This is a genomic window from Pseudomonas sp. SMSB3, assembly GCF_052041965.1.
Lineage (GTDB): Bacteria > Pseudomonadota > Gammaproteobacteria > Pseudomonadales > Pseudomonadaceae > Aquipseudomonas.
The window spans coordinates 220,438-238,139 of sequence record NZ_JBKGGV010000005.1; the positions used below are offsets into that span (position 1 = coordinate 220,438).

At 62.2% G+C, this 17,702-nt stretch carries 17 protein-coding genes; all 17 read right to left on the reverse strand.

Annotation, left to right across the window (positions count from 1 at the left end; translation table 11 throughout):
* Nucleotides 1-31 precede the first annotated feature (31 nt).
* Nucleotides 32-862 (reverse strand): sigma 54-interacting transcriptional regulator, encoded by an 831-nt coding sequence (locus ACLEJW_RS11360; RefSeq protein WP_440777553.1) that lies wholly within the window; start codon nt 860-862, stop codon nt 32-34.
* A gap of 64 nt (nt 863-926) precedes the next feature.
* Complete coding sequence (locus ACLEJW_RS11365; RefSeq protein ID WP_145191102.1) at nt 927-1,508, reverse strand: alpha/beta hydrolase; 582 nt, start codon at nt 1,506-1,508, stop codon at nt 927-929.
* 213 nt (nt 1,509-1,721) lie between these two features.
* Nucleotides 1,722-2,123 (reverse strand): ExbD/TolR family protein, encoded by a 402-nt coding sequence (locus tag ACLEJW_RS11370; RefSeq protein WP_145191099.1) that lies wholly within the window; start codon nt 2,121-2,123, stop codon nt 1,722-1,724.
* A gap of 1 nt (nt 2,124) precedes the next feature.
* Complete coding sequence (locus ACLEJW_RS11375; RefSeq protein ID WP_145191097.1) at nt 2,125-2,844, reverse strand: MotA/TolQ/ExbB proton channel family protein; 720 nt, start codon at nt 2,842-2,844, stop codon at nt 2,125-2,127.
* A 29-nt stretch (nt 2,845-2,873) separates the two neighbouring features.
* A complete protein-coding gene (locus ACLEJW_RS11380) occupies nt 2,874-3,674 on the reverse strand; it encodes an energy transducer TonB (protein WP_313645255.1) in 801 nt (266 codons plus the stop codon).
* A gap of 286 nt (nt 3,675-3,960) precedes the next feature.
* Nucleotides 3,961-4,950: a sulfate/molybdate ABC transporter ATP-binding protein gene (locus tag ACLEJW_RS11385; RefSeq protein ID WP_145191091.1), complete on the reverse strand. Its 990-nt coding sequence runs from the start codon at nt 4,948-4,950 to the stop codon at nt 3,961-3,963.
* 3 nt (nt 4,951-4,953) lie between these two features.
* The gene (cysW, locus tag ACLEJW_RS11390; RefSeq protein ID WP_145191087.1) at nt 4,954-5,826 is read right to left on the reverse strand and encodes a sulfate ABC transporter permease subunit CysW; all 873 of its coding nucleotides are present in this window, start codon (nt 5,824-5,826) and stop codon (nt 4,954-4,956) included.
* Between the two features lie 10 nt (nt 5,827-5,836).
* Nucleotides 5,837-6,655 carry a sulfate ABC transporter permease subunit CysT gene (cysT, locus tag ACLEJW_RS11395; RefSeq protein WP_440777554.1) on the reverse strand — a complete coding sequence of 273 codons (819 nt, stop codon included), beginning with the start codon at nt 6,653-6,655 and terminating at the stop codon, nt 5,837-5,839.
* Nucleotides 6,656-6,725: 70 nt separating this feature from the next.
* The gene (locus ACLEJW_RS11400; RefSeq protein WP_440777555.1) at nt 6,726-7,733 is read right to left on the reverse strand and encodes a sulfate ABC transporter substrate-binding protein; all 1,008 of its coding nucleotides are present in this window, start codon (nt 7,731-7,733) and stop codon (nt 6,726-6,728) included.
* Between the two features lie 51 nt (nt 7,734-7,784).
* Entirely contained in the window at nt 7,785-7,967 is a 183-nt protein-coding gene (oscA, locus tag ACLEJW_RS11405) for a sulfur starvation response protein OscA (protein ID WP_145191078.1), read from the reverse strand.
* Nucleotides 7,968-8,169: 202 nt separating this feature from the next.
* Nucleotides 8,170-11,223, reverse strand: a complete 3,054-nt coding sequence (locus tag ACLEJW_RS11410) for an efflux RND transporter permease subunit (protein ID WP_313458123.1) — start codon at nt 11,221-11,223, stop codon at nt 8,170-8,172.
* Entirely contained in the window at nt 11,220-12,287 is a 1,068-nt protein-coding gene (locus tag ACLEJW_RS11415; protein WP_440777556.1) for an efflux RND transporter periplasmic adaptor subunit, read from the reverse strand. The genes ACLEJW_RS11410 and ACLEJW_RS11415 overlap by 4 nt, the downstream gene beginning before the upstream one ends.
* Nucleotides 12,284-13,372, reverse strand: coding sequence for an efflux RND transporter periplasmic adaptor subunit (locus ACLEJW_RS11420; protein WP_313646773.1), 1,089 nt, complete (start codon nt 13,370-13,372; stop codon nt 12,284-12,286). The genes ACLEJW_RS11415 and ACLEJW_RS11420 overlap by 4 nt, the downstream gene beginning before the upstream one ends.
* A gap of 130 nt (nt 13,373-13,502) precedes the next feature.
* Nucleotides 13,503-14,396, reverse strand: a complete 894-nt coding sequence (locus tag ACLEJW_RS11425; RefSeq protein ID WP_145191067.1) for an ABC transporter permease subunit — start codon at nt 14,394-14,396, stop codon at nt 13,503-13,505.
* Nucleotides 14,393-15,313 carry an ABC transporter permease subunit gene (locus tag ACLEJW_RS11430; protein ID WP_145191064.1) on the reverse strand — a complete coding sequence of 307 codons (921 nt, stop codon included), beginning with the start codon at nt 15,311-15,313 and terminating at the stop codon, nt 14,393-14,395. The genes ACLEJW_RS11425 and ACLEJW_RS11430 overlap by 4 nt, the downstream gene beginning before the upstream one ends.
* Nucleotides 15,310-16,452: a polyamine ABC transporter ATP-binding protein gene (gene potA / locus ACLEJW_RS11435; RefSeq protein WP_145191061.1), complete on the reverse strand. Its 1,143-nt coding sequence runs from the start codon at nt 16,450-16,452 to the stop codon at nt 15,310-15,312. Before potA ends, ACLEJW_RS11430 begins: the two co-directional genes overlap by 4 nt.
* A 70-nt stretch (nt 16,453-16,522) precedes the next feature.
* Nucleotides 16,523-17,617 carry a polyamine ABC transporter substrate-binding protein gene (locus ACLEJW_RS11440; RefSeq protein ID WP_313297022.1) on the reverse strand — a complete coding sequence of 365 codons (1,095 nt, stop codon included), beginning with the start codon at nt 17,615-17,617 and terminating at the stop codon, nt 16,523-16,525.
* Nucleotides 17,618-17,702 lie beyond the last annotated feature (85 nt).

The following is a 17,702-nucleotide window of genomic DNA, read 5'->3' on the forward strand; positions in this document are numbered from 1 at the left end:
CTGCCATCACTCATTTTGCTTCTTAGCCTCTCTAGGGCGCCGGGTTGAGCGAATCCAGATCATGGGGTTGCAGCTCTTCGCTGTCATTGACCAGCAAGGCGGAGTGGATGACGTTTTCCAGCTCACGCGTATTGCCGGGCCAGGTGTGTGCTTCCAATACCCGCTGCGCAGCCTCGCTGATCAGCGCCAGGGGCCGCTGCAAGCGTACGCTGTAAATGCCCACGAAATACTCGGCCAAGGGCAGGATGTCACCCGGCCGCTCCCGCAGCGGCGGTAGCTCCAAGGCGCCCTCACGCAGGTACTGATAGAGGCGTTCGTTGAAGCGCCCAGCCTTCACCACGCGGGCCAGGTCAATGCTGGTCGCGGCAACCAGGCGCACATCCACCGGCTGTGGTTGCTGCGCGCCCACCCGGGTGACCTCGCGGTTTTCCAGTGCGGCCAGCAACTTGCCCTGGATGGCCAGCGGCAGGTCGGCGATTTCATCCAGGTACAAGGTGCCGCCGTTGGCCGAGCCGAACCAACCAGCGCGGCTGCTGGCGGTACCGCCCTGGGTGCCTGCGCTGTAGCCGAACAATTCGGCATCGGCGTAGGTCGGGCTGATACCTGCGCAATTGACCGAAACGAATAAACCGGGACGATCACTGGCACGATGAATCTGCCGCGCCAGCAGCTCCTTGCCGGTGCCGGTTTCGCCGCGGATCAACACCGCAAGCGCCTGCGGCGCCAGTCGCTCCAGAGCCTGGCGCAGCTGCTGCGAGCGCGGATCGATGAACACCAGCGCCTTGGCGCGGATGCTCAAAGGGCTCTTGTCCAGTTCGGGAAACGTCAGCAGCGGCTGGCCGAAGGGGTTTTGCACAGTCATGGGAAACTCCCGCCCGTGCCATGGCTGGCTGGGCGTCAGGCAATCGGTGAACGAAATCAGCCGGTCAGGCCAGGCGCAAGGCGCGCTGCTCGACACGGCTCTGCAAGCGATACAGGTAGGCGAAACCCTGCTCCCAGCGCTGGTGACCGGACTTGACGTTGATATGCCCAGCATTGCTCAGCAGCCCGACCTCAGCGCCCCAGGCCTGGGCCAGCAACAGCGCACGCGGCACGCTGACCGCCGGGTCGTTGTCGGAGCTCACCACTTGGCTGGGAAACGGCAGCGCCTGCAGCGGAATCGGCGCAAAGTTGCGCAGGGCAGCCGCACACCCAGGTCGCTCGACGTCCGCCGGCGCCACCAACAGGGCGCCGCGGACTCGGCGCAGCAAGGCCGGGCTTGCCTGTGCGGCCCAATGGGCGACCGTGACGCAGCCAAGGCTATGAGCGATCAGAATCACCGGCGTGGGTTCGCCGGCGATGGCTTGCTCCAGCGCCTGTACCCAGTCATCGCGCTGCGGGGTGAGCCAGTCGCGTTGCTCTACCCTGGCCCCGTTGGGTAGCGTGCGTTGCCAATGGCTCTGCCAATGATTGTCTGGCGATCCTTGCCAGCCCGGCACAATCAGGTAACGAATCGACTCATTGCGCATGGGGACGCCTCCAGTGTTTGCGTGCTTGGGCCCCAGTATAAAGCTGTGGTTATATCGGTAAAGGAATAAGAAGCTATTTATTAATAACCGTAAGAGTTATTCAATCGGGGCTGCGCGACTTTCCCAGGACCGGGCCCACAAGCAAAAAAGAGGGCCAATCCCTGTCACGAGATATGGCCCCCAAATACCTTGCCTGAAGAAAATCAAAGCCCCTCAGCGCGCTGTGATAACCGCCAGCTTGCTGATGCCCGCTCGCTCGATGGCCGCCATGGCACGTGCCACTTCGCCATAATTCACGCCATCGTCAGCCTGGAGCTGCACGCGTACCTGGGCATCCTCCTGCTTGGCGGCCTTCAGCCGGCTTTCCAGTACCTGCGGCTGGATTTCATCCTTGTTGATGAACAGCTTGCCGCCGCCGTCGATGCTCACCACCAACGGATCTTTCTGCTCCACTGGGGCCACCGCCTCGGTCTTGGGCAGGTTGATGGGAATGGCGTTGGTCAGCAGCGGCGCGGTGACGATGAACACCACCAGCAACACCAGCATGACGTCCACCAATGGCGTGACGTTGATCTCGCTGAGCACTTCATCACCGTCCTGGGTCGAGAAGGCCATGTCAGGAGGCCTCCTTCACCGGCTGGGTGAACCCGGCCTGGTGCTTGTGCAGCGTAGGGTGCACCAGGACCCGGAAGGCACTCTTCTGCGCCAAGCTGTAGAAGTCGTGGGCGAAGTCATCCAGGTCGGCAGCCGTGAGCTTCAGGCGGCGCAGGAAATAGTTGTACACCAGCACCGCTGGCACCGCGACGGCGATACCCACACCGGTGGCGACAAGTGCGGCGCCGATGGGGCCGGCCACGGTTTCCAGGCTGGCGGAGCCGGCAGCGCTGATGCCCTTGAGCGCTTCCATGATGCCCCACACGGTCCCGAACAGGCCGATGAAAGGCGACGTACTGCCGATACTCGCGACCACCGCCAGGCCGGTCTCCAATGAGCGACGTTCACGCACGATCTGCTGACGCAGCGCGCGCTCGAGGCGGTCCTGGTGATTGATGGCATGGCTCAGGTCGTTTGGCTGGGCGTCACCTACGGCGATCGCGGCGTAGCCTGACTGCGCCACGCGCGCCGCCGGGCCTGGCAGTTCGTGGCTCAACTGCGCTGCCGAATCGAGACTGGACGCCGCCCAAAACTGTTTGTGGAAACGTTTGTCCTGGTTCTTCAGACGCACGAACTGCACTGCCTTGGCCAACGCCAGGGCCCAGGTCGCGACCGAAAAACCGACCAACAGCCAGATGACTGCACTTTCAACCGATGCAAGGGGGGATGCCAACAAGCTCATGAGGGTGTCTTCCTGTGTTCTGCGAAACGTTAACGAAGCTTGAAATCGATCGGCACGCTGACCCAGCCCGCCTGCGCCACATCACCCTGCTTGGCAGGCACGAAGCTCCAGCGCTTGACCGCGGCAAGGGCTGCGGCGTCCAAGGCATCGCGACCACTGCTCTGCTGAATCTGGATTTGTCCTGGCTTGCCGCTGGGCAGGACCTCGACACGCAGCAGCACGGTGCCTTCCCAGCCGCGGCGCAGCGCCATCTGCGGGTATTCCGGCGCAGGGTTTTTCAGGTAGGCGGCATTGGCCGATGGGGGCGTCACCGGTGCGGGTTTCGCCGGTGCTGGCGCAACCGCAGCGGCAACCGGTGCCGGTGCCGGCGTCGGCGCCTGTACGGGTTTGGGCAACGCCTGCGGCTTGGGCGGCTGCTTGGCCACCGGCTTGGGCGCCGGCTTAGGCTTGGGTTTGGGCTTGCTGGCCAGCTCATCGACCACGGGTGGCGGCGGTTCGACCACAGGCGGTGCAGGCGCTGGAGGTGGCGGCTCTACCTGCGCGGGCGCAGGTGCGGCGAATTCGATGGTCATCGGCGGGATTTGCGGGGGCACGATCGGCAGTGCCGGGGTCGGCGTCTGGCTCACGTAGTAGGCTGCAGCTGCGTGCAGACCCACGACCAGCAGCCCTAGCAGTAACTTGTCGCGGCGCTTGAGGCCGCTGACCGGTTGGCGTTGCAGTCGTAATTGTCCCAGTGGCAGGCGCGGCGTACGACCGAGGTCGAGCAGCTCACCCGGGCTGGGGCGCCATGACTGGTCGTAGGCCCTGGCGGCCGTCTGGACATTACCCATCGATGAAGCTCCTGGCAGTGCTGATTCAGGTGTGTGGCTGAATCATCGAACTGCAGGCTTATCACTGAAAGTAATATTTCGAGTTAAAGCTAGTCCTTTATTGAATATAAAAAACACGTCCTGACGAGCATGCCCCGGAATTCGCGGGCTGCAGCCTTGGCAGGATTACTCATGCTTTGCTTGCATATTGCGTATTCAAAAAATGCATCGCCCGAAGGCCGGTAAATGGGCAAAGCGCGCATAAAAAACCCGGGCCAGGGCCCGGGTCTGATCGACTTTATCTTACTCAGAGATCCGCCACTTTCTGCCAGACCTTCGGCCGGAAGAACAAGGTTTCACCACGGGCCAGGCCAGTGAGGCTGTCATGGTCCTTGACCACTTCGGCTTCGATCAGCTCGCTTTGACCTTCGACTTTCAAGGTCACCCGGGTGGTGGCCCCCAACGGCCGGATATCGCGCACTTCAGCAGCATGGTGGCCTTCGGTTTCGTGGCGCGACAGCGACACTTCATGCGGGCGGAACAACACATGCTGGCCTTCGCTGAGCGCCAGGCGGTTGGAATCACCCAGGAAGTGATAGACGAAATCATTGGCCGGCTGCTCGTAGACCTCACCCGGCGAGCCGATCTGCTCGATCACGCCCTTGTTCATCACCACGATGCGGTCGGCCACTTCCATGGCTTCTTCCTGATCGTGGGTGACGAACACCGAGGTCAGGTTGATGTCCTCGTGCAATCGCGCCAGCCAGCGGCGCAGTTCCTTGCGCACCTTGGCATCGAGCGCGCCGAAGGGCTCGTCGAGCAACAGCACCTTGGGCTCGACCGCCAGCGCGCGGGCCAGGGCAATGCGCTGACGCTGCCCGCCGGAAAGCTGTTCCGGGTAACGGTCGGACAGCCAGTCGAGCTGAACCATGTTGAGCAACTCGTGCACCTTCTCGGCAATTCGGCTTTCGCTCGGGCGCTCGCCCTTGGGCTTCATGCGCAGGCCGAAGGCGACGTTATCGAACACGCTCATGTGGCGGAACAAAGCATAGTGCTGGAACACGAAACCCACGTTGCGATCGCGCACATCGTGACCGGAGACGTCTTCGCCATGGAACACGATACTGCCCTGATCAGGCGTCTCCAGGCCGGCGATGATGCGCAGCAAGGTGGTCTTGCCACAGCCGGATGGGCCAAGCAGGGCCACCAGCTCGCCGCTGTTGATGTCCAGGTTGATGTTGTCCAGAGCCTGGAAGCTGTTGAAGCGCTTGCTGACGTTACGAACTTCGATCGACATGAATCATTCCTCCGCGGCGCTGTGGCGCAGGCGGTTAATACGGTTCTCGCTCCACTGCTTGAGCAGCAGGATGAAGAGCGCCAGGATCAGCAACAGGCTGGCCACGCTGAAGGCCGCGACGTGGTTGTACTCGTTGTAGAGGATTTCCACGTGCAACGGCAAGGTGTTGGTCACGCCGCGAATATGCCCCGAAACCACCGACACCGCGCCGAATTCGCCCATCGCCCGCGCGGTACACAGCACCACGCCGTAGATCAGGCCCCACTTGATGTTCGGCAAGGTCACATGCCAGAACATCTGCCAGCCATTGGCACCCAGCAGGCGCGCTGCTTCTTCCTCCTGCGTGCCCTGCTCCTGCATCAGCGGAATCAGTTCACGGGCCACGAACGGCACGGTGACGAAGATGGTGGCCAGGACGATGCCGGGGAGGGCAAAGACGATCTGAATGTCATGATCCTGCAGCCAGGGCCCGAAAAAGCCTTGCGCACCAAACATCAGCACATAGACCAGGCCTGCGATCACCGGCGAAACCGAAAACGGCAGGTCGATCAGCGTGACCAGGATGCTCTTGCCACGAAACGTATACTTGCTCACGCACCAGGCGGCGCTGACCCCGAACAGCAGGTTCAAGGGGACCGAGATGAACACGGCCAACAGTGTAAGCCTGAGCGCCGACAGGGCGTCAGGTTCGAAAATCGCTTCGAAGAACGTGCCGAAGCCATTTTTCAGCGCCTGCGACACCACGATCACCAGCGGCAGCAGGAGAAACACCGCGAACACCAACCAGCCAAGGCCGATGAGGATGCGCCGTGACGTGGCGCTGCCGCGCCGGGCAGCGTTGGCAGCGGCGCTTGCGTTCAAGGTCGAACTGGACATGCGGCCTCCTTCACGGGGTTTCGATGCGGCGCTGCAGCAGGTTGATCAGCAGCAGCAGGATGAAGGAAACCACCAGCATCAGCACGCCGATGGCGGTGGCGCCGGTGTAGTCGTATTGGTCGAGCTTGACCATGATCAGCAACGGCAGGATTTCGGTCTTCATCGGCATGTTGCCGGCGATGAAGATCACCGAGCCGTACTCGCCGACCCCGCGGGCGAAGGCCAGGGCAAAGCCGGTCAGCCAGGCCGGCAGCAGCGCCGGTGCCAGCACGTAGCGAAACACCTGCAGCGGCTTGGCGCCCAGGCAGGCGGCGGCTTCTTCCACTTCACGCGGAATGTCGGCCAGTACCGGCTGCACCGTACGGACCACGAACGGCAGGGTCACGAAGGTCAGCGCCAGGGTGATGCCCAACGGGGTGTAGGCAATCTTGAAGCCCAGGTCGGTAGCGAACTGGCCGACCCAGCCGGCAGGGGCGTACAGGGCGGTCAGGGCGATACCGGCAACGGCGGTGGGCAGGGCGAACGGCAGGTCGATCATCGCGTCGATGATCTTGCGCCCGGGGAAGGTGTAGCGCACCAGCACCCAGGCCAGCAGGGTACCGATGACGCCATTGATGATGGCGGCGAACAGCGCAGTGCCGAAGCTCAGCTTGAGCGCGGCGATCACCCGCGGCGCACTGATGATGTTCCAGAACTGCTCGAAGGTCAGCTGCGAAGCGTGGATGAACATTGCAGCCAGCGGTATCAGCACGATCAGGCTGAGGTACACCAAGGTGTAACCCAGCGTCAGCCCGAAGCCGGGTATGACGGGGGAAATACGACGCGACATAAGGATCCCTGGATGAATGCACGTGGCCCGGAGACATTCCGGGCCGGTGCAGGCTTTTGAAACCTGGCGCTTACTGTGCCTGATAGATCTGGTCGAACACACCACCATCATTGAAGAATTTCGGCTGCGCGGTCTTCCAGCCACCGAAGTCCTTGTCGATGGTCACCAGGTCCAGTTTCGGGAACTGCTTGCCGAATTCGGCAGCGACCTTTTCATCGCGCGGGCGGTAGAAGTTCTCGGCGGCGATCTTCTGGCCTTGCGGGCTGTACAGATGCTTGAGGTATTCGGTGGCAATCTCGGTATTGCCTTTTTTCTCGGCGTTCTTGTCGACCACTGCCACCGGCGGTTCGGCCAGGATGGACAGCGATGGCACGACGATGTCGAACTTGTCGTTGCCGCCGTCTTCCTTGAGTGCCAGGAAGGCTTCGTTTTCCCACGCCAGCAATACATCGCCCTGGCCGTTGTTGACGAAGGTGATGGTCGAGCCACGGGCGCCGGTGTCCAGCACAGGGACGTGCTTGAACAGCTCCTGCACGTATTCCTTGGCTTTTTCTTCACTGCCGCCGGCCTTCAGGCCGTAGGCCCAGGCCGCCAGGAAGTTCCAGCGAGCGCCACCGGAGGTTTTCGGGTTGGGCGTGATGACCGAGACATCTTTCTTGATCAGGTCGCCCCAGTCCTTGATGCCCTTGGGGTTGCCCTTGCGCACCAGGAACACGATGGTCGAGGTGTAGGGGGTGCTGGCGTCCGGCAGGCGGGTCTGCCAGTTCTCTGGCAAGGTCTTGCCAAGCTTGGCGATTTCGTCGATGTCACCGGCCAGGGCCAGGGTCACCACGTCGGCGCGCAGGCCGTCGATCACCGCACGACCTTGCTTGCCCGAACCACCGTGGGACTGCTGGATCTTCACCGTATCGTCCGGGTGAGTCTGCTGCCAATGCTTGATGAATTCGGCGTTGTACTGCTGGTAAAGCTCACGCGTCGGGTCATAGGACACGTTCAGCAGCTGGTAATCCTTGGCAACGGCGGAACCGGCAAAAACAGCACTGGCCACGGCGGCCAGCGCATAACGGCGGATGGACATGGTGAAGCTCCCGATTGGCATTTTTTCTAGTTGTGAAAACGCGGATGCGAATTAGCCAGCCTTGTTGTTGGGCTGTTGCAGGCGGAACTTCTCTTTGCGTTCGATCTGCACCACCTGGGCGTTGTGCACGGTGATCTCCACTGCACCGAAGCGCAGGTCGCGCAGGGCGCTCTGGATTTCCCGCAGGATGGTGGCTTCGTCCTGACCGTCGATGCTGCGCAGCGATGCACTCATGCTCGTTCTCCTTGGAGTAGGGTGCCGGGCTGAGGTATGGGAGGAATTAACGCCTGGCTTGAGGGCTATAGTAGTCAGGCAGGTTTATTCTTAAAAATACTGTTTAAGAATGTTTATATAACCAAATTTCCAGGGGCATTTCGATGTGGGCAAGACGGCCTTGGAGCCCGCCGATAGGCTCCAAGGTACGCGGGAGGCGCGCTCAGTTCTGCTCCTGCGGCTCGCGAATCTTGTACCAGGCCACGTACAACGCCGGCAGGAACAACAGCGTCAGCAGCGTGGCCACGATGATCCCGCCGATCATTGCGTAGGCCATCGGGCCCCAGAACACTTCGCGGGCGATCGGAATCATCCCCAGGCTTGCTGCGGCGGCCGTGAGCAGGATAGGCCGGCGGCGGTGGTTGGTCGCCTCCACGACCGCGTCCCAGGGTGAATAGCCTTGCGCCTCGAACTCATCGATCTGCGTGACCAGGATCACCGAGTTGCGAATAATGATGCCGGCCAGCGCGAGGATGCCGAGGATTGCCACGAAGCCCAGCGGCGTACCGGTTGGCACCAAGGCCAGCACTACGCCGATCAGCCCCAGCGGCGCCACGCTGACCACCAGGAACAGCTTCTGCACGCTGTGCAGCTGGATCATCAGGAAGGTCGCCATCAGGAACAGCATCAGCGGGATCACCGCGGCAATCGGCCCTTGGGCCTTGCCGCTTTCTTCCACGGTACCGCCCGTGGCGATTTCGTAGCCGACTGGCAGCTTGCCGGCAAATTCTTCGATCTTCGGTTTGAGCTGAGCCACCAGGTCGGTGGGCTGGATATCACCGCTGACCGAGGCCTTGAGGGTGATGGTAGGTTTGCGATCGCGACGCCATACCAGCGGCTGCTCGAGCTCGTAACGCACGGTTGCGAACGACAAAAGCGGGATCGAGGTGCCGTTGGGGGTGAGTATCTGCAAGTTCTGCAGCGTGTCGGGTGAACCGCGTTCGCTGTCCTCGGCGCGTGCAACCACGTCGATCAGGTAGATGTTGTCGTTGACCTGGGTGATCGGTACGCCCGTGACGATGCTGTTCATGACATTGGCCACGTCCTCGGAAGACAGCCCCAGTTGCCGCGCCTTGTCCTGGGCGATCTCGATGCGCAGTACCTTACCTGGCTCATTCCAGTCGTAGATCATCTCACCGATATGCGGATTCTGGTCGAGCAAGGTGGCCAGGTCGATGGCATGCTTGCGCACCTGGTCAATGTCCTTGCCGCTGATTCGGTACTGGATCGGCCGACCGACCGGCGGGCCCATTTCCAGCGATTGCACATTGGTGCCGATGCCGACGAAATCCTCGTGCAGGCGCTTTTGCAAGCGTGCCATCAGCTCGCCACGCTCTTCCAGGCCTTTGCTGACGATGACCAATTGTGCGTAATAGGGGTTCTGCAGCTGCTGGTCCAGGGGCAGGTAGAAGCGGATCGCGCCTTGGCCGATGTAGGTGCTCCAGCTTTCGATGTCGGGATCGTCCTTGAGCGTCGCCTCGAAGCGATCGACGACTTTACGCGTTTCATTGATCGAGGCGTTTTGCGGCAAGTTCAGGTCAACCAGAATCTCTGGCCTGTCCGAAGACGGGAAGAACTGATTCTGCACGAAGCGCATGCAGAACACTGACAAGGCGAACAGCACGATGGTGCCGATGATCGTCAGCCAGCGATGGCGCATGCACCACAGCAGGCCATGCTCGAAGGCGCGGCCCACCCGCCCCGGCTCATCGTCGTGGGCTTTCATCTTCTTGCTGTTGAGAATGTGCACCCCCAGCACCGGGGCGAAGAACACCGCCACGACCCAGGAAACCAGCAAGGCCACCGCGATCACCGCGAACAGGGTGAAGGTGTACTCGCCTGCAGAGCTTGCGTTAAGGCCGATCGGCACGAAGCCGGCCACCGTCACCAAGGTCCCGGTCAGCATCGGGAAGGCCGTCGAGGTGTAGGCGAACGTGGCCGCCTGCTCCTTGCTTTCGCCCATTTCCAGACGCGTGACCATGACCTCGACGGTGATCATCGCGTCATCCACCAACAGGCCCAGGGCGATGATCAGCGCACCCAGGGAAATACGCTGCATGGTGATGCCGCTGTATTCCATGAACACGAAGACCATGGCCAACACCAACGGGATCGAGCAGGCCACCACCAGCCCTGCGCGCACGCCAAGGCTGACGAAGCTTACCGCCAGCACGATGATCACCGCCTCGAACAGTGCACTGGTAAAGCCACCCACCGCCTTCTTCACCACCACGGCCTGGTTGGAGACGGTATGCACGCCAACCCCCACTGGCAGCTCGTTGGTGATGCGGTCCATCTTTTCCTTCAGGGCTTCGCCGAATACCTGAATATTGCCGCCGGCTTTCATGCCGATGGCCAGGCCGATGGCGGTCTGGCCGTCATAGCGGAACATCGGTGCGGGGGGGTCGGTATAGCCACGCTCGATGGCGGCGATGTCGGCCAGCCGGAAGAAGCGGTCATTGATCCGCAGGTTGACGTTCTCCAGGTCCTTTTCCGAGGCGAACTGGCCTGTCGTGCGCACTGAGATGCGCTCCGGCCCTGCTTCGATCACCCCTGCCGGCGTCACTGCGTTCTGCGACTGCAAGGCCTGCATGACCTGGCGCTGGTCGATGCCCAGCGCAGCCAGCTTGCGGGTCGAGAAATTCAGGTACAGCACTTCGTCCTGAATGCCGACCATCTCGATCTTGCCGATGTTCGGCACTTCGCGCACTTCGGCGCGCGCCCGCTCGACGTAATCGCGCAATTGGCGCATGGTCAGGCCGTCGGCGGTGAAGGCATAGATCGAGCCGAATACGTCACCGAACTCGTCGTTGAAGCCTGGGCCCTGGATGCCGGAAGGGAAGTCGCCGCGAATGTCCTGGATCTTCTTGCGCACCTGGTACCAGATCTGCGGGATGTCCTCGGCCTTGGTGGTGTCACGCAGGTACACGTACACGGTGGACTCGCCCGGGCGGGTATAGCTCTTGACGTAGTCGAGCGAGTCGAGCTCCTCGAGCTTCTTTTCGATGCGGTCGGTGACCTGGTACAGGGTCTCGTCCTGGGTAGCGCCCGGCCAGCGGGTCTGGATCACCATGGTCTTGATGGTGAATGACGGGTCTTCTTCACGGCCGAGGTTGAAGTAGGAGAAAATCCCCATCAACAGCCCGACGAACATCAGGTACCAGACGAACGACTGGTGCTTGAGCGCCCACTCGGACAGGTTGAAGCTTCCTTTCATTGCGCATCCTCGTCGAAAGCGACCTTCTGCTCAGGTTTGAGGCTATTGACGCCAGCGGTGACCACCTGCTCACCCGGCTGCAGGCCTTCGCCCACCACGATGCTGTCACCACGACGGGCAATCAGCGTGACGTCACGCAACGCCACGGTCTTGTGCTGCGGGTCGATCACCCATACCTGTATCTTGCCGTCCCGCTCCAGCAGGGCGCTGGCCGGCAATTCGGCGCGTGGCGTCACCTGCGAACTCAAGGTCACGCTGATGGCGGTGCCCAGATGAAACGCCGCCGGGGTGCTGGCCAGGCTGAGGCGGGCTCGCCGGGTGCGCGTGGTGGCGTCGGCCTGCGGCTCCAGTTCGCGCAGGCTGGCGGTGGTGGTGATGGTGGGATCGAGCTGCGAAGCCACGGTGAAGGTCAGGCCTTGGTCCAATTGCTCGGCAAGGCCAGTGGGCAGGTCGATCACCGCTTCCTTCACATCTGGACGGGCCAGGGTGACAACCGCCTGGCCTGCCGTCACGGTCTGCCCGGCCTCGGCCTGCCAGGCGGTGATGACGGCTGCATGGTCGCTGCGCAAGGTGCTGTAATCAAGCTGATCGCGGGCCTGGCTGACTGCCGAGCGTGCCTGCTCCAGCGAAGCGCCGGTGGTCTTCAGGTTGGTCTGGGCAACGTCCAGCTGGGCCTGGGCGCCCACGCCGCGGTCATACAGCTGCTGCTGACGGCGGGCATCGGCCTGGGCGTTGATCCATTGCGCCTGGACCCGGGCCAGATCGCCTTCGGCGGCGCGCAGCTGATTTTGCTGGTCGGTCGGATCGAGCGTTGCCAAGGTGTCGCCCGCCTTGACCTGGGCGCCGACATCGAGCCAACGCCGGGCGATACGCCCGCCGACACGAAAGCCCAAGGTGCTTTCATAACGGGCCTGGATGCTGCCGGCGAAGCGTCCGAGCTGGGCTTGGGCCTGGGGCTCGACCTTGACCGACAACACCGGACGAATGGGCGGCGGGGCCTGTTCATCTTGCCCACAGCCGGCCAGCAGCAGGCCGGCGAGCAATAGCATGAGGGGCTTGGTCATGGCGCCTTACCCCCATCCTTGGCTGCGACCCTCTCCACTTTCATGTCCGGATGCAGCAGCTGCCCGCCGCTCACCACCACGGTTTCTCCCGCCTGCAAGCCGCTGGCGATGACCACTTTGCCGGTCAGGTAGCGCGCGACCTGGACTTTGCGCAGCTCGGCCTTGTCACCCTCGCCCACCACCCACACAGCAGGCTCGTGCAGCGCCTTGGTCAAGGCTGACCAGGGCAGCTCGATGCTGGGTTGGCCTTGTCCGTTGACCGTGGCGGTCACCGGTGCGCCCAGTTGCATACCGGCAGGCACGTCCTTCAGGCCGACCTTGACCTGCACGGTGCCGCTCTGCGCGGAAACGGTCGGGGTGACCTCGCGCACGAAGCCGCGCGCCTGGACCTTAGGATCGTCGAGCAGGCTGACGACCACCCCAGCATCGCCAGGCGGCGCCACCAGCAGGGATTCGTAGACATTGAACACCGCGTCGCGATCGCCGTCCCGAGCCAGGCCGAAGATCGGCATGGTCGCCTGCACCACCTGGCCGACCTCGGCCTGGCGCTCGGTGATTACGCCATCGGCTTCGGACACCAGAGCGGTGTAGCCCAGCTGCTCGTTGGCGCTGGCCAGTTGCGCCTGGGCGGCCTTGAGCGCGCTCTGATTACTGCGCAGGGCCGCTTCGGCGGCATCGTATTCGCTGCGGCTGGTGTAGCCCTTGGGCAGCAGTTTCTGTTGGCGCACGAAGGCGGCACTGGTCTGGGTAACCCGTGCCTGTGCGGCGAACACTTCGGCCTTGGCCGAATCGACGTTGTTCTGCAGGTCTTTGGGGTCCAGGCGCGCCAGCACCTGGTTGGCCTTGACGTGGTCACCGACGTCGACACTGCGGGAGATGATCTTGCCACCAACACGGAAAGACAGATCGGTTTGCACACGCGCCTGAATATCGCCAGTCAAGGTCACCCGGGCCGCGAAGTCGGTAGGCTGTACCTGCTGCACGCCTACCCGAGGCAGAATCTCGGGGGCTTCCTCCTTGCTACAGCCAGCGAGCACCAACAGCAGCCCCAGGCTCATGACCGACAGCGGACGATTGAACGTCATGCAGGCTCCCTGCTTGCGCACAAATGATTTGTGTATGCGACTGTCAGCGTAGATCAGGGTTCGATAAACATCACTTTTGCCCTGCCGCCCCGCGCAGCGCCAGATACCGGCGCGGCACGGGGCGAGCAGATCAGGCGGAAGCTGGCTGCTGCGAGGGACGCTTGACCTGTGGCTGCGAGGCGTTGGCCGCGGCGCCTTCCTCGATGGCTTGCTGAATGGCCCGGCGACGACGCTCTTCGGCGCGGCGGCTGAAGAACCAGACGAAGAAGGTCACCAGCGACACCGACAGCAGGATCAGGCTGGCCACGGCGTTGATCTCTGGCTTCACGCCAAGGCGCACCGCCGAGAACACTTCCATGGGCAAGGTCGTCGATCCCGGGCCGGAAACGAAGCTTGCCAGCACCAGGTCATCCAGCGACAGGGCGAACGACATCATGCCGCCCGCCGCCAGCGACGGCGCGATCATCGGGATGGTGATGAGGAAGAACACCTTCCACGGCTTGGCGCCCAGGTCCATGGCCGCCTCTTCGATCGACAGGTCCAGCTCGCGCAGGCGGGCCGACACCACCACCGCGACATAGGCCGCGCAGAAGGTGGTATGTGCGATCCAGATGGTGACGATGCCGCGCTCCTGCGGCCAGCCGATCAACTGCGCCATGGCCACGAACAGCAGCAACAGCGACAGACCGGTGATCACCTCAGGCATGACCAGCGGCGCGGTGACCAAGCCACCGAACAAGGTACGGCCCTTGAAACGGGTGACCCGGGTCAGCACGAACGCCGCCAGGGTGCCCAGCGCCACGGCGGCGACCGCGGTATAGCAGGCGATCTCCAGCGAGCGCATCACCGACCCCATCAGCTGGGTGTTGTCGAGCAGGCCGACGTACCACTTCACCGACCAGCCTCCCCATACCGTCACCAGCTTGGAGGCGTTGAACGAGTAGATCACCAGGATCAGCATCGGCAGGTAGATGAACAGCAAGCCGAGCACCAGCATCAGCTTGGAAAACCCGAAGCGTTTCATGCCCTGCCCTCCATTTCTTTGGCCTGGCTGCGGTTGAACAGCAGAATCGGCACGATCAGGATCGCCAGCATCACCACCGCCAGCGCCGAGGCCACCGGCCAGTCGCGGTTGTTGAAGAATTCCTGCCACAGCACCTTGCCGATCATCAGGGTTTCCGGACCGCCCAGCAGTTCAGGGATGACGAACTCGCCCACGACTGGAATGAACACCAGCATGCAGCCGGCGATGATGCCGTTCTTCGACAGCGGCACGGTGATCTTCCAGAAGCTGTTGAAGGTACTCGAGCCCAGGTCGGATGCGGCTTCGAGCAAGCTGGGGTCATGCTTCACCAGGTTGGCGAACAGCGGCAGGATCATGAACGGCAGGTAGGAATAGACCACGCCGATATACACCGCCAGGTTGGTGTTGAGGATCTGCAGCGGCTGGTCGATCAACCCGGTCCACATCAGGAAGCCGTTGAGCAGACCGTTGTTGCTGAGAATCCCCATCCAGGCATAGACGCGGATCAGGATCGCCGTCCAGGTCGGCATCATGATCAGCAACAGCAAGACCGTCTGGGTTTCCTTCTTGGCGTTGGCAATCGAGTAAGCCATCGGGTAGCCGATCAGCAGGCACAGCAGTGTGCTGATGAAGGCCATCTTCAATGACCCAAGGTAGGCCGAGATGTACAGCTCATCCTCGGTCAGCAGCCCGTAGTTGGCCAGGTTGAGCACCAGCTGCAGCTTGTCTTCGACGTAACTGAAGACCTCGGTATAAGGCGGAATCGCCACGTCGGCTTCGGCGAAGCTGATCTTCAAAACGATGAAGAACGGCAGCATGAAGAACAGGAACAGCCAGATGAACGGCACGCCGATCACCCAATGCCGCCCTTGCGGAGTGACGCGTCGGAAGGCTCGCTTGAGCTTGCGCACTTTCATGAGCGAAGTACCACGCCGCTGTCGTCTTCCCACCACACGTACACTTCATCGCCCCAGGTCGGCCGGGCGCCCTGGCGCTCGGCATTGGCGACGAACGACTGCACGACCTTGCCGCTTGGCAGCTCGACATAGAACACCGAGTGGCCGCCCAGGTAGGCGATGTCGTGCACCTTGCCACGCGACCAGTTGTACTCGAAGTCCGGTTGCACGGTGGTGACCAGCATCTTTTCCGGGCGCAGCGCGTAGGTGATGTGCTTGTCTTCCACCGAGGTGGACACGCCGTGGCCGACGTAGATCTTGCGCTCCAGTTCGGGCGAGGCGATCAGCGCATGGCCTTCGGCATCGTCGATCACCTCGGCTTCAAACAGGTTGACGTTGCCGATGAATTCACAGACCAGGCGACTGGTCGGTGTCTCGTAGATATCCACAGGCGAGCCGATCTGGGCAATCCAACCCAGGTGCATGATGGCGATACGCTGGGCCATGGTCATGGCCTCTTCCTGGTCGTGGGTCACCATCACGCAGGTCACGCCCACGCGCTCGATGATTTCCACCAGCTCCAGTTGCATCTGCGAGCGCAGCTTCTTGTCCAAGGCGCCCATCGGCTCATCGAGCAGCAACAGCTTGGGGCGCTTGGCCAGGGAGCGGGCCAAGGCCACCCGCTGGCGCTGGCCACCGGAGAGCTGGTGCGGTTTGCGCTTGGCGTATTGGGTCATGTGCACCAGCTTGAGCATCTCGGCCACCCGCGCGTCGATCTCGGCCTTGGGCATCTTGTCCTGTTGCAGGCCGAAGGCGATGTTCTGCGCCACGGTCATGTGCGGGAACAGCGCATAGGACTGGAACATCATGTTGATCGGCCGCTCGTAGGGCGGCATATCGGTGATGTCGACGCCGTCGAGGAAGATCCGCCCCTCGGTCGGGCGCTCGAAACCCGCCAGCATGCGCAGCAAGGTCGACTTGCCGGAGCCGGAGCCGCCGAGCAGGGCGAAAATCTCACCCTTGCGGATCTCCAGGGACACGTCGTCCACGGCCACCGTTTCGTCGAATTTTTTTGTAACCCGATCGATCTTGACCAGCACCTGCTTGGGTTGCTGGCCACCCTCGAGGGCTTTTTTATAGGCACCGGAGGCAACTGCCATGAATGAAACTCCCAACAAGATTTTTGTGCCCACGCAGCCCCACCAGGGAGGCCGCAGCGGGTCTGGATGATTACTTGCCCGACTTGACCTTGGTCCAGCTGCGGGTCATCAGACGCTGCACCTTCGGCGGCAACTCTGAGTTCACGAACATCTTGTCCAGCACTTCCTGCGGTGGGTAAACCGCGGCGTCAGTCCTCACGGCCTGGTCCATCAGGTCGCCAGCCTTGGGGTTCGGGTTGGCGTAACCGACGTAATCACTGACCTGGGCGATAACCTCAGGTTTCAGCAAATAGTTGATGAAGGCATGGGCCTCCTTGACGTTCCTGGCGTCCTTGGGGATCGCCAGTACATCGAACCAGAGGTTGCCGCCCTCCTTGGGAATGGCGTATGCCAGGTTCACGCCCTTCTTGGCTTCTTCGGCGCGCGCCTTGGCCTGGAACACATCACCGGAGAAACCCGCCGCGACGCAGATGTCGCCGTTGGCCAGGTCGGTGATGTACTTGGAAGAGTGGAAGTAGGTGACGTACGGACGCACGGCCAGCAGTTTCTTTTCAGCCTTGGCGTAATCCTTGGGGTCGGTGCTGTTGGGGTTCAGCCCCATGTAGTTGAGCACCGCCGGGAGCATCTCATCGGCCGAGTCGAGGAAGGCAACGCCGCATTTGGAGAGCTTCTTCATGTTCTCGGGTTCGAACAACACCGCCCAGGAGTCAATCGTGTCCACGCCCAGCGCAGCCTTGACCTTGTCGACGTTGTAACCAATGCCGTTGGTGCCCCACAGGTACGGCACCGCGTATTGATTGCCCGGGTCGTTCTTTTCCAGGCGCTTCATCAATGCGGGGTCGAGGTTGGCGTAGTTGGGCAGCAGGGTGCGGTCAAGCTTCTGGAACGCACCGGCCTTGATCTGCTTGCCCAGGAAATGGTTGGACGGCACGACCACGTCATAGCCGGTATTGCCTGCCAGCAGCTTGCCTTCCAGCGTTTCGTTGGAGTCGAACACATCCTGGACGGGCTTGATGCCGGTGGCCTTGTGGAAATCTGCCAAGGTGGTCGGGCCGATGTAATCGGACCAGTTGTAAAGGTGCACCGTTGGCGCCGCTTGGACGCTGCATGCCAGCGTCAGGCCCGCTCCGGCCAGCAAGGCCTTACGCAAAATGGAAATACACAAGTGGGTGGTCCTCACAATCAGTGCCTGGGTCGCGACGGGACTGCCGCACACGCAAAACCGGCGCGCAACTTACCTTCGCAGCCCC

What these genes read in the sequence shown, in the direction of transcription:
- ACLEJW_RS11360 (WP_440777553.1), bottom strand. Translation starts at nt 862, where the DNA reads ATGACTGTGCAAAACCCCTTCGGCCAGCCGCTGCTGACGTTTCCCGAA.
- ACLEJW_RS11365 (WP_145191102.1), bottom strand. Translation starts at nt 1,508, where the DNA reads ATGCGCAATGAGTCGATTCGTTACCTGATTGTGCCGGGCTGGCAAGGA.
- ACLEJW_RS11370 (WP_145191099.1), bottom strand. Translation starts at nt 2,123, where the DNA reads ATGGCCTTCTCGACCCAGGACGGTGATGAAGTGCTCAGCGAGATCAAC.
- ACLEJW_RS11375 (WP_145191097.1), bottom strand. Translation starts at nt 2,844, where the DNA reads ATGAGCTTGTTGGCATCCCCCCTTGCATCGGTTGAAAGTGCAGTCATC.
- ACLEJW_RS11380 (WP_313645255.1), bottom strand. Translation starts at nt 3,674, where the DNA reads ATGGGTAATGTCCAGACGGCCGCCAGGGCCTACGACCAGTCATGGCGC.
- ACLEJW_RS11385 (WP_145191091.1), bottom strand. Translation starts at nt 4,950, where the DNA reads ATGTCGATCGAAGTTCGTAACGTCAGCAAGCGCTTCAACAGCTTCCAG.
- cysW (WP_145191087.1), bottom strand. Translation starts at nt 5,826, where the DNA reads ATGTCCAGTTCGACCTTGAACGCAAGCGCCGCTGCCAACGCTGCCCGG.
- cysT (WP_440777554.1), bottom strand. Translation starts at nt 6,655, where the DNA reads ATGTCGCGTCGTATTTCCCCCGTCATACCCGGCTTCGGGCTGACGCTG.
- ACLEJW_RS11400 (WP_440777555.1), bottom strand. Translation starts at nt 7,733, where the DNA reads ATGTCCATCCGCCGTTATGCGCTGGCCGCCGTGGCCAGTGCTGTTTTT.
- oscA (WP_145191078.1), bottom strand. Translation starts at nt 7,967, where the DNA reads ATGAGTGCATCGCTGCGCAGCATCGACGGTCAGGACGAAGCCACCATC.
- ACLEJW_RS11410 (WP_313458123.1), bottom strand. Translation starts at nt 11,223, where the DNA reads ATGAAAGGAAGCTTCAACCTGTCCGAGTGGGCGCTCAAGCACCAGTCG.
- ACLEJW_RS11415 (WP_440777556.1), bottom strand. Translation starts at nt 12,287, where the DNA reads ATGACCAAGCCCCTCATGCTATTGCTCGCCGGCCTGCTGCTGGCCGGC.
- ACLEJW_RS11420 (WP_313646773.1), bottom strand. Translation starts at nt 13,372, where the DNA reads ATGACGTTCAATCGTCCGCTGTCGGTCATGAGCCTGGGGCTGCTGTTG.
- ACLEJW_RS11425 (WP_145191067.1), bottom strand. Translation starts at nt 14,396, where the DNA reads ATGAAACGCTTCGGGTTTTCCAAGCTGATGCTGGTGCTCGGCTTGCTG.
- ACLEJW_RS11430 (WP_145191064.1), bottom strand. Translation starts at nt 15,313, where the DNA reads ATGAAAGTGCGCAAGCTCAAGCGAGCCTTCCGACGCGTCACTCCGCAA.
- potA (WP_145191061.1), bottom strand. Translation starts at nt 16,452, where the DNA reads ATGGCAGTTGCCTCCGGTGCCTATAAAAAAGCCCTCGAGGGTGGCCAG.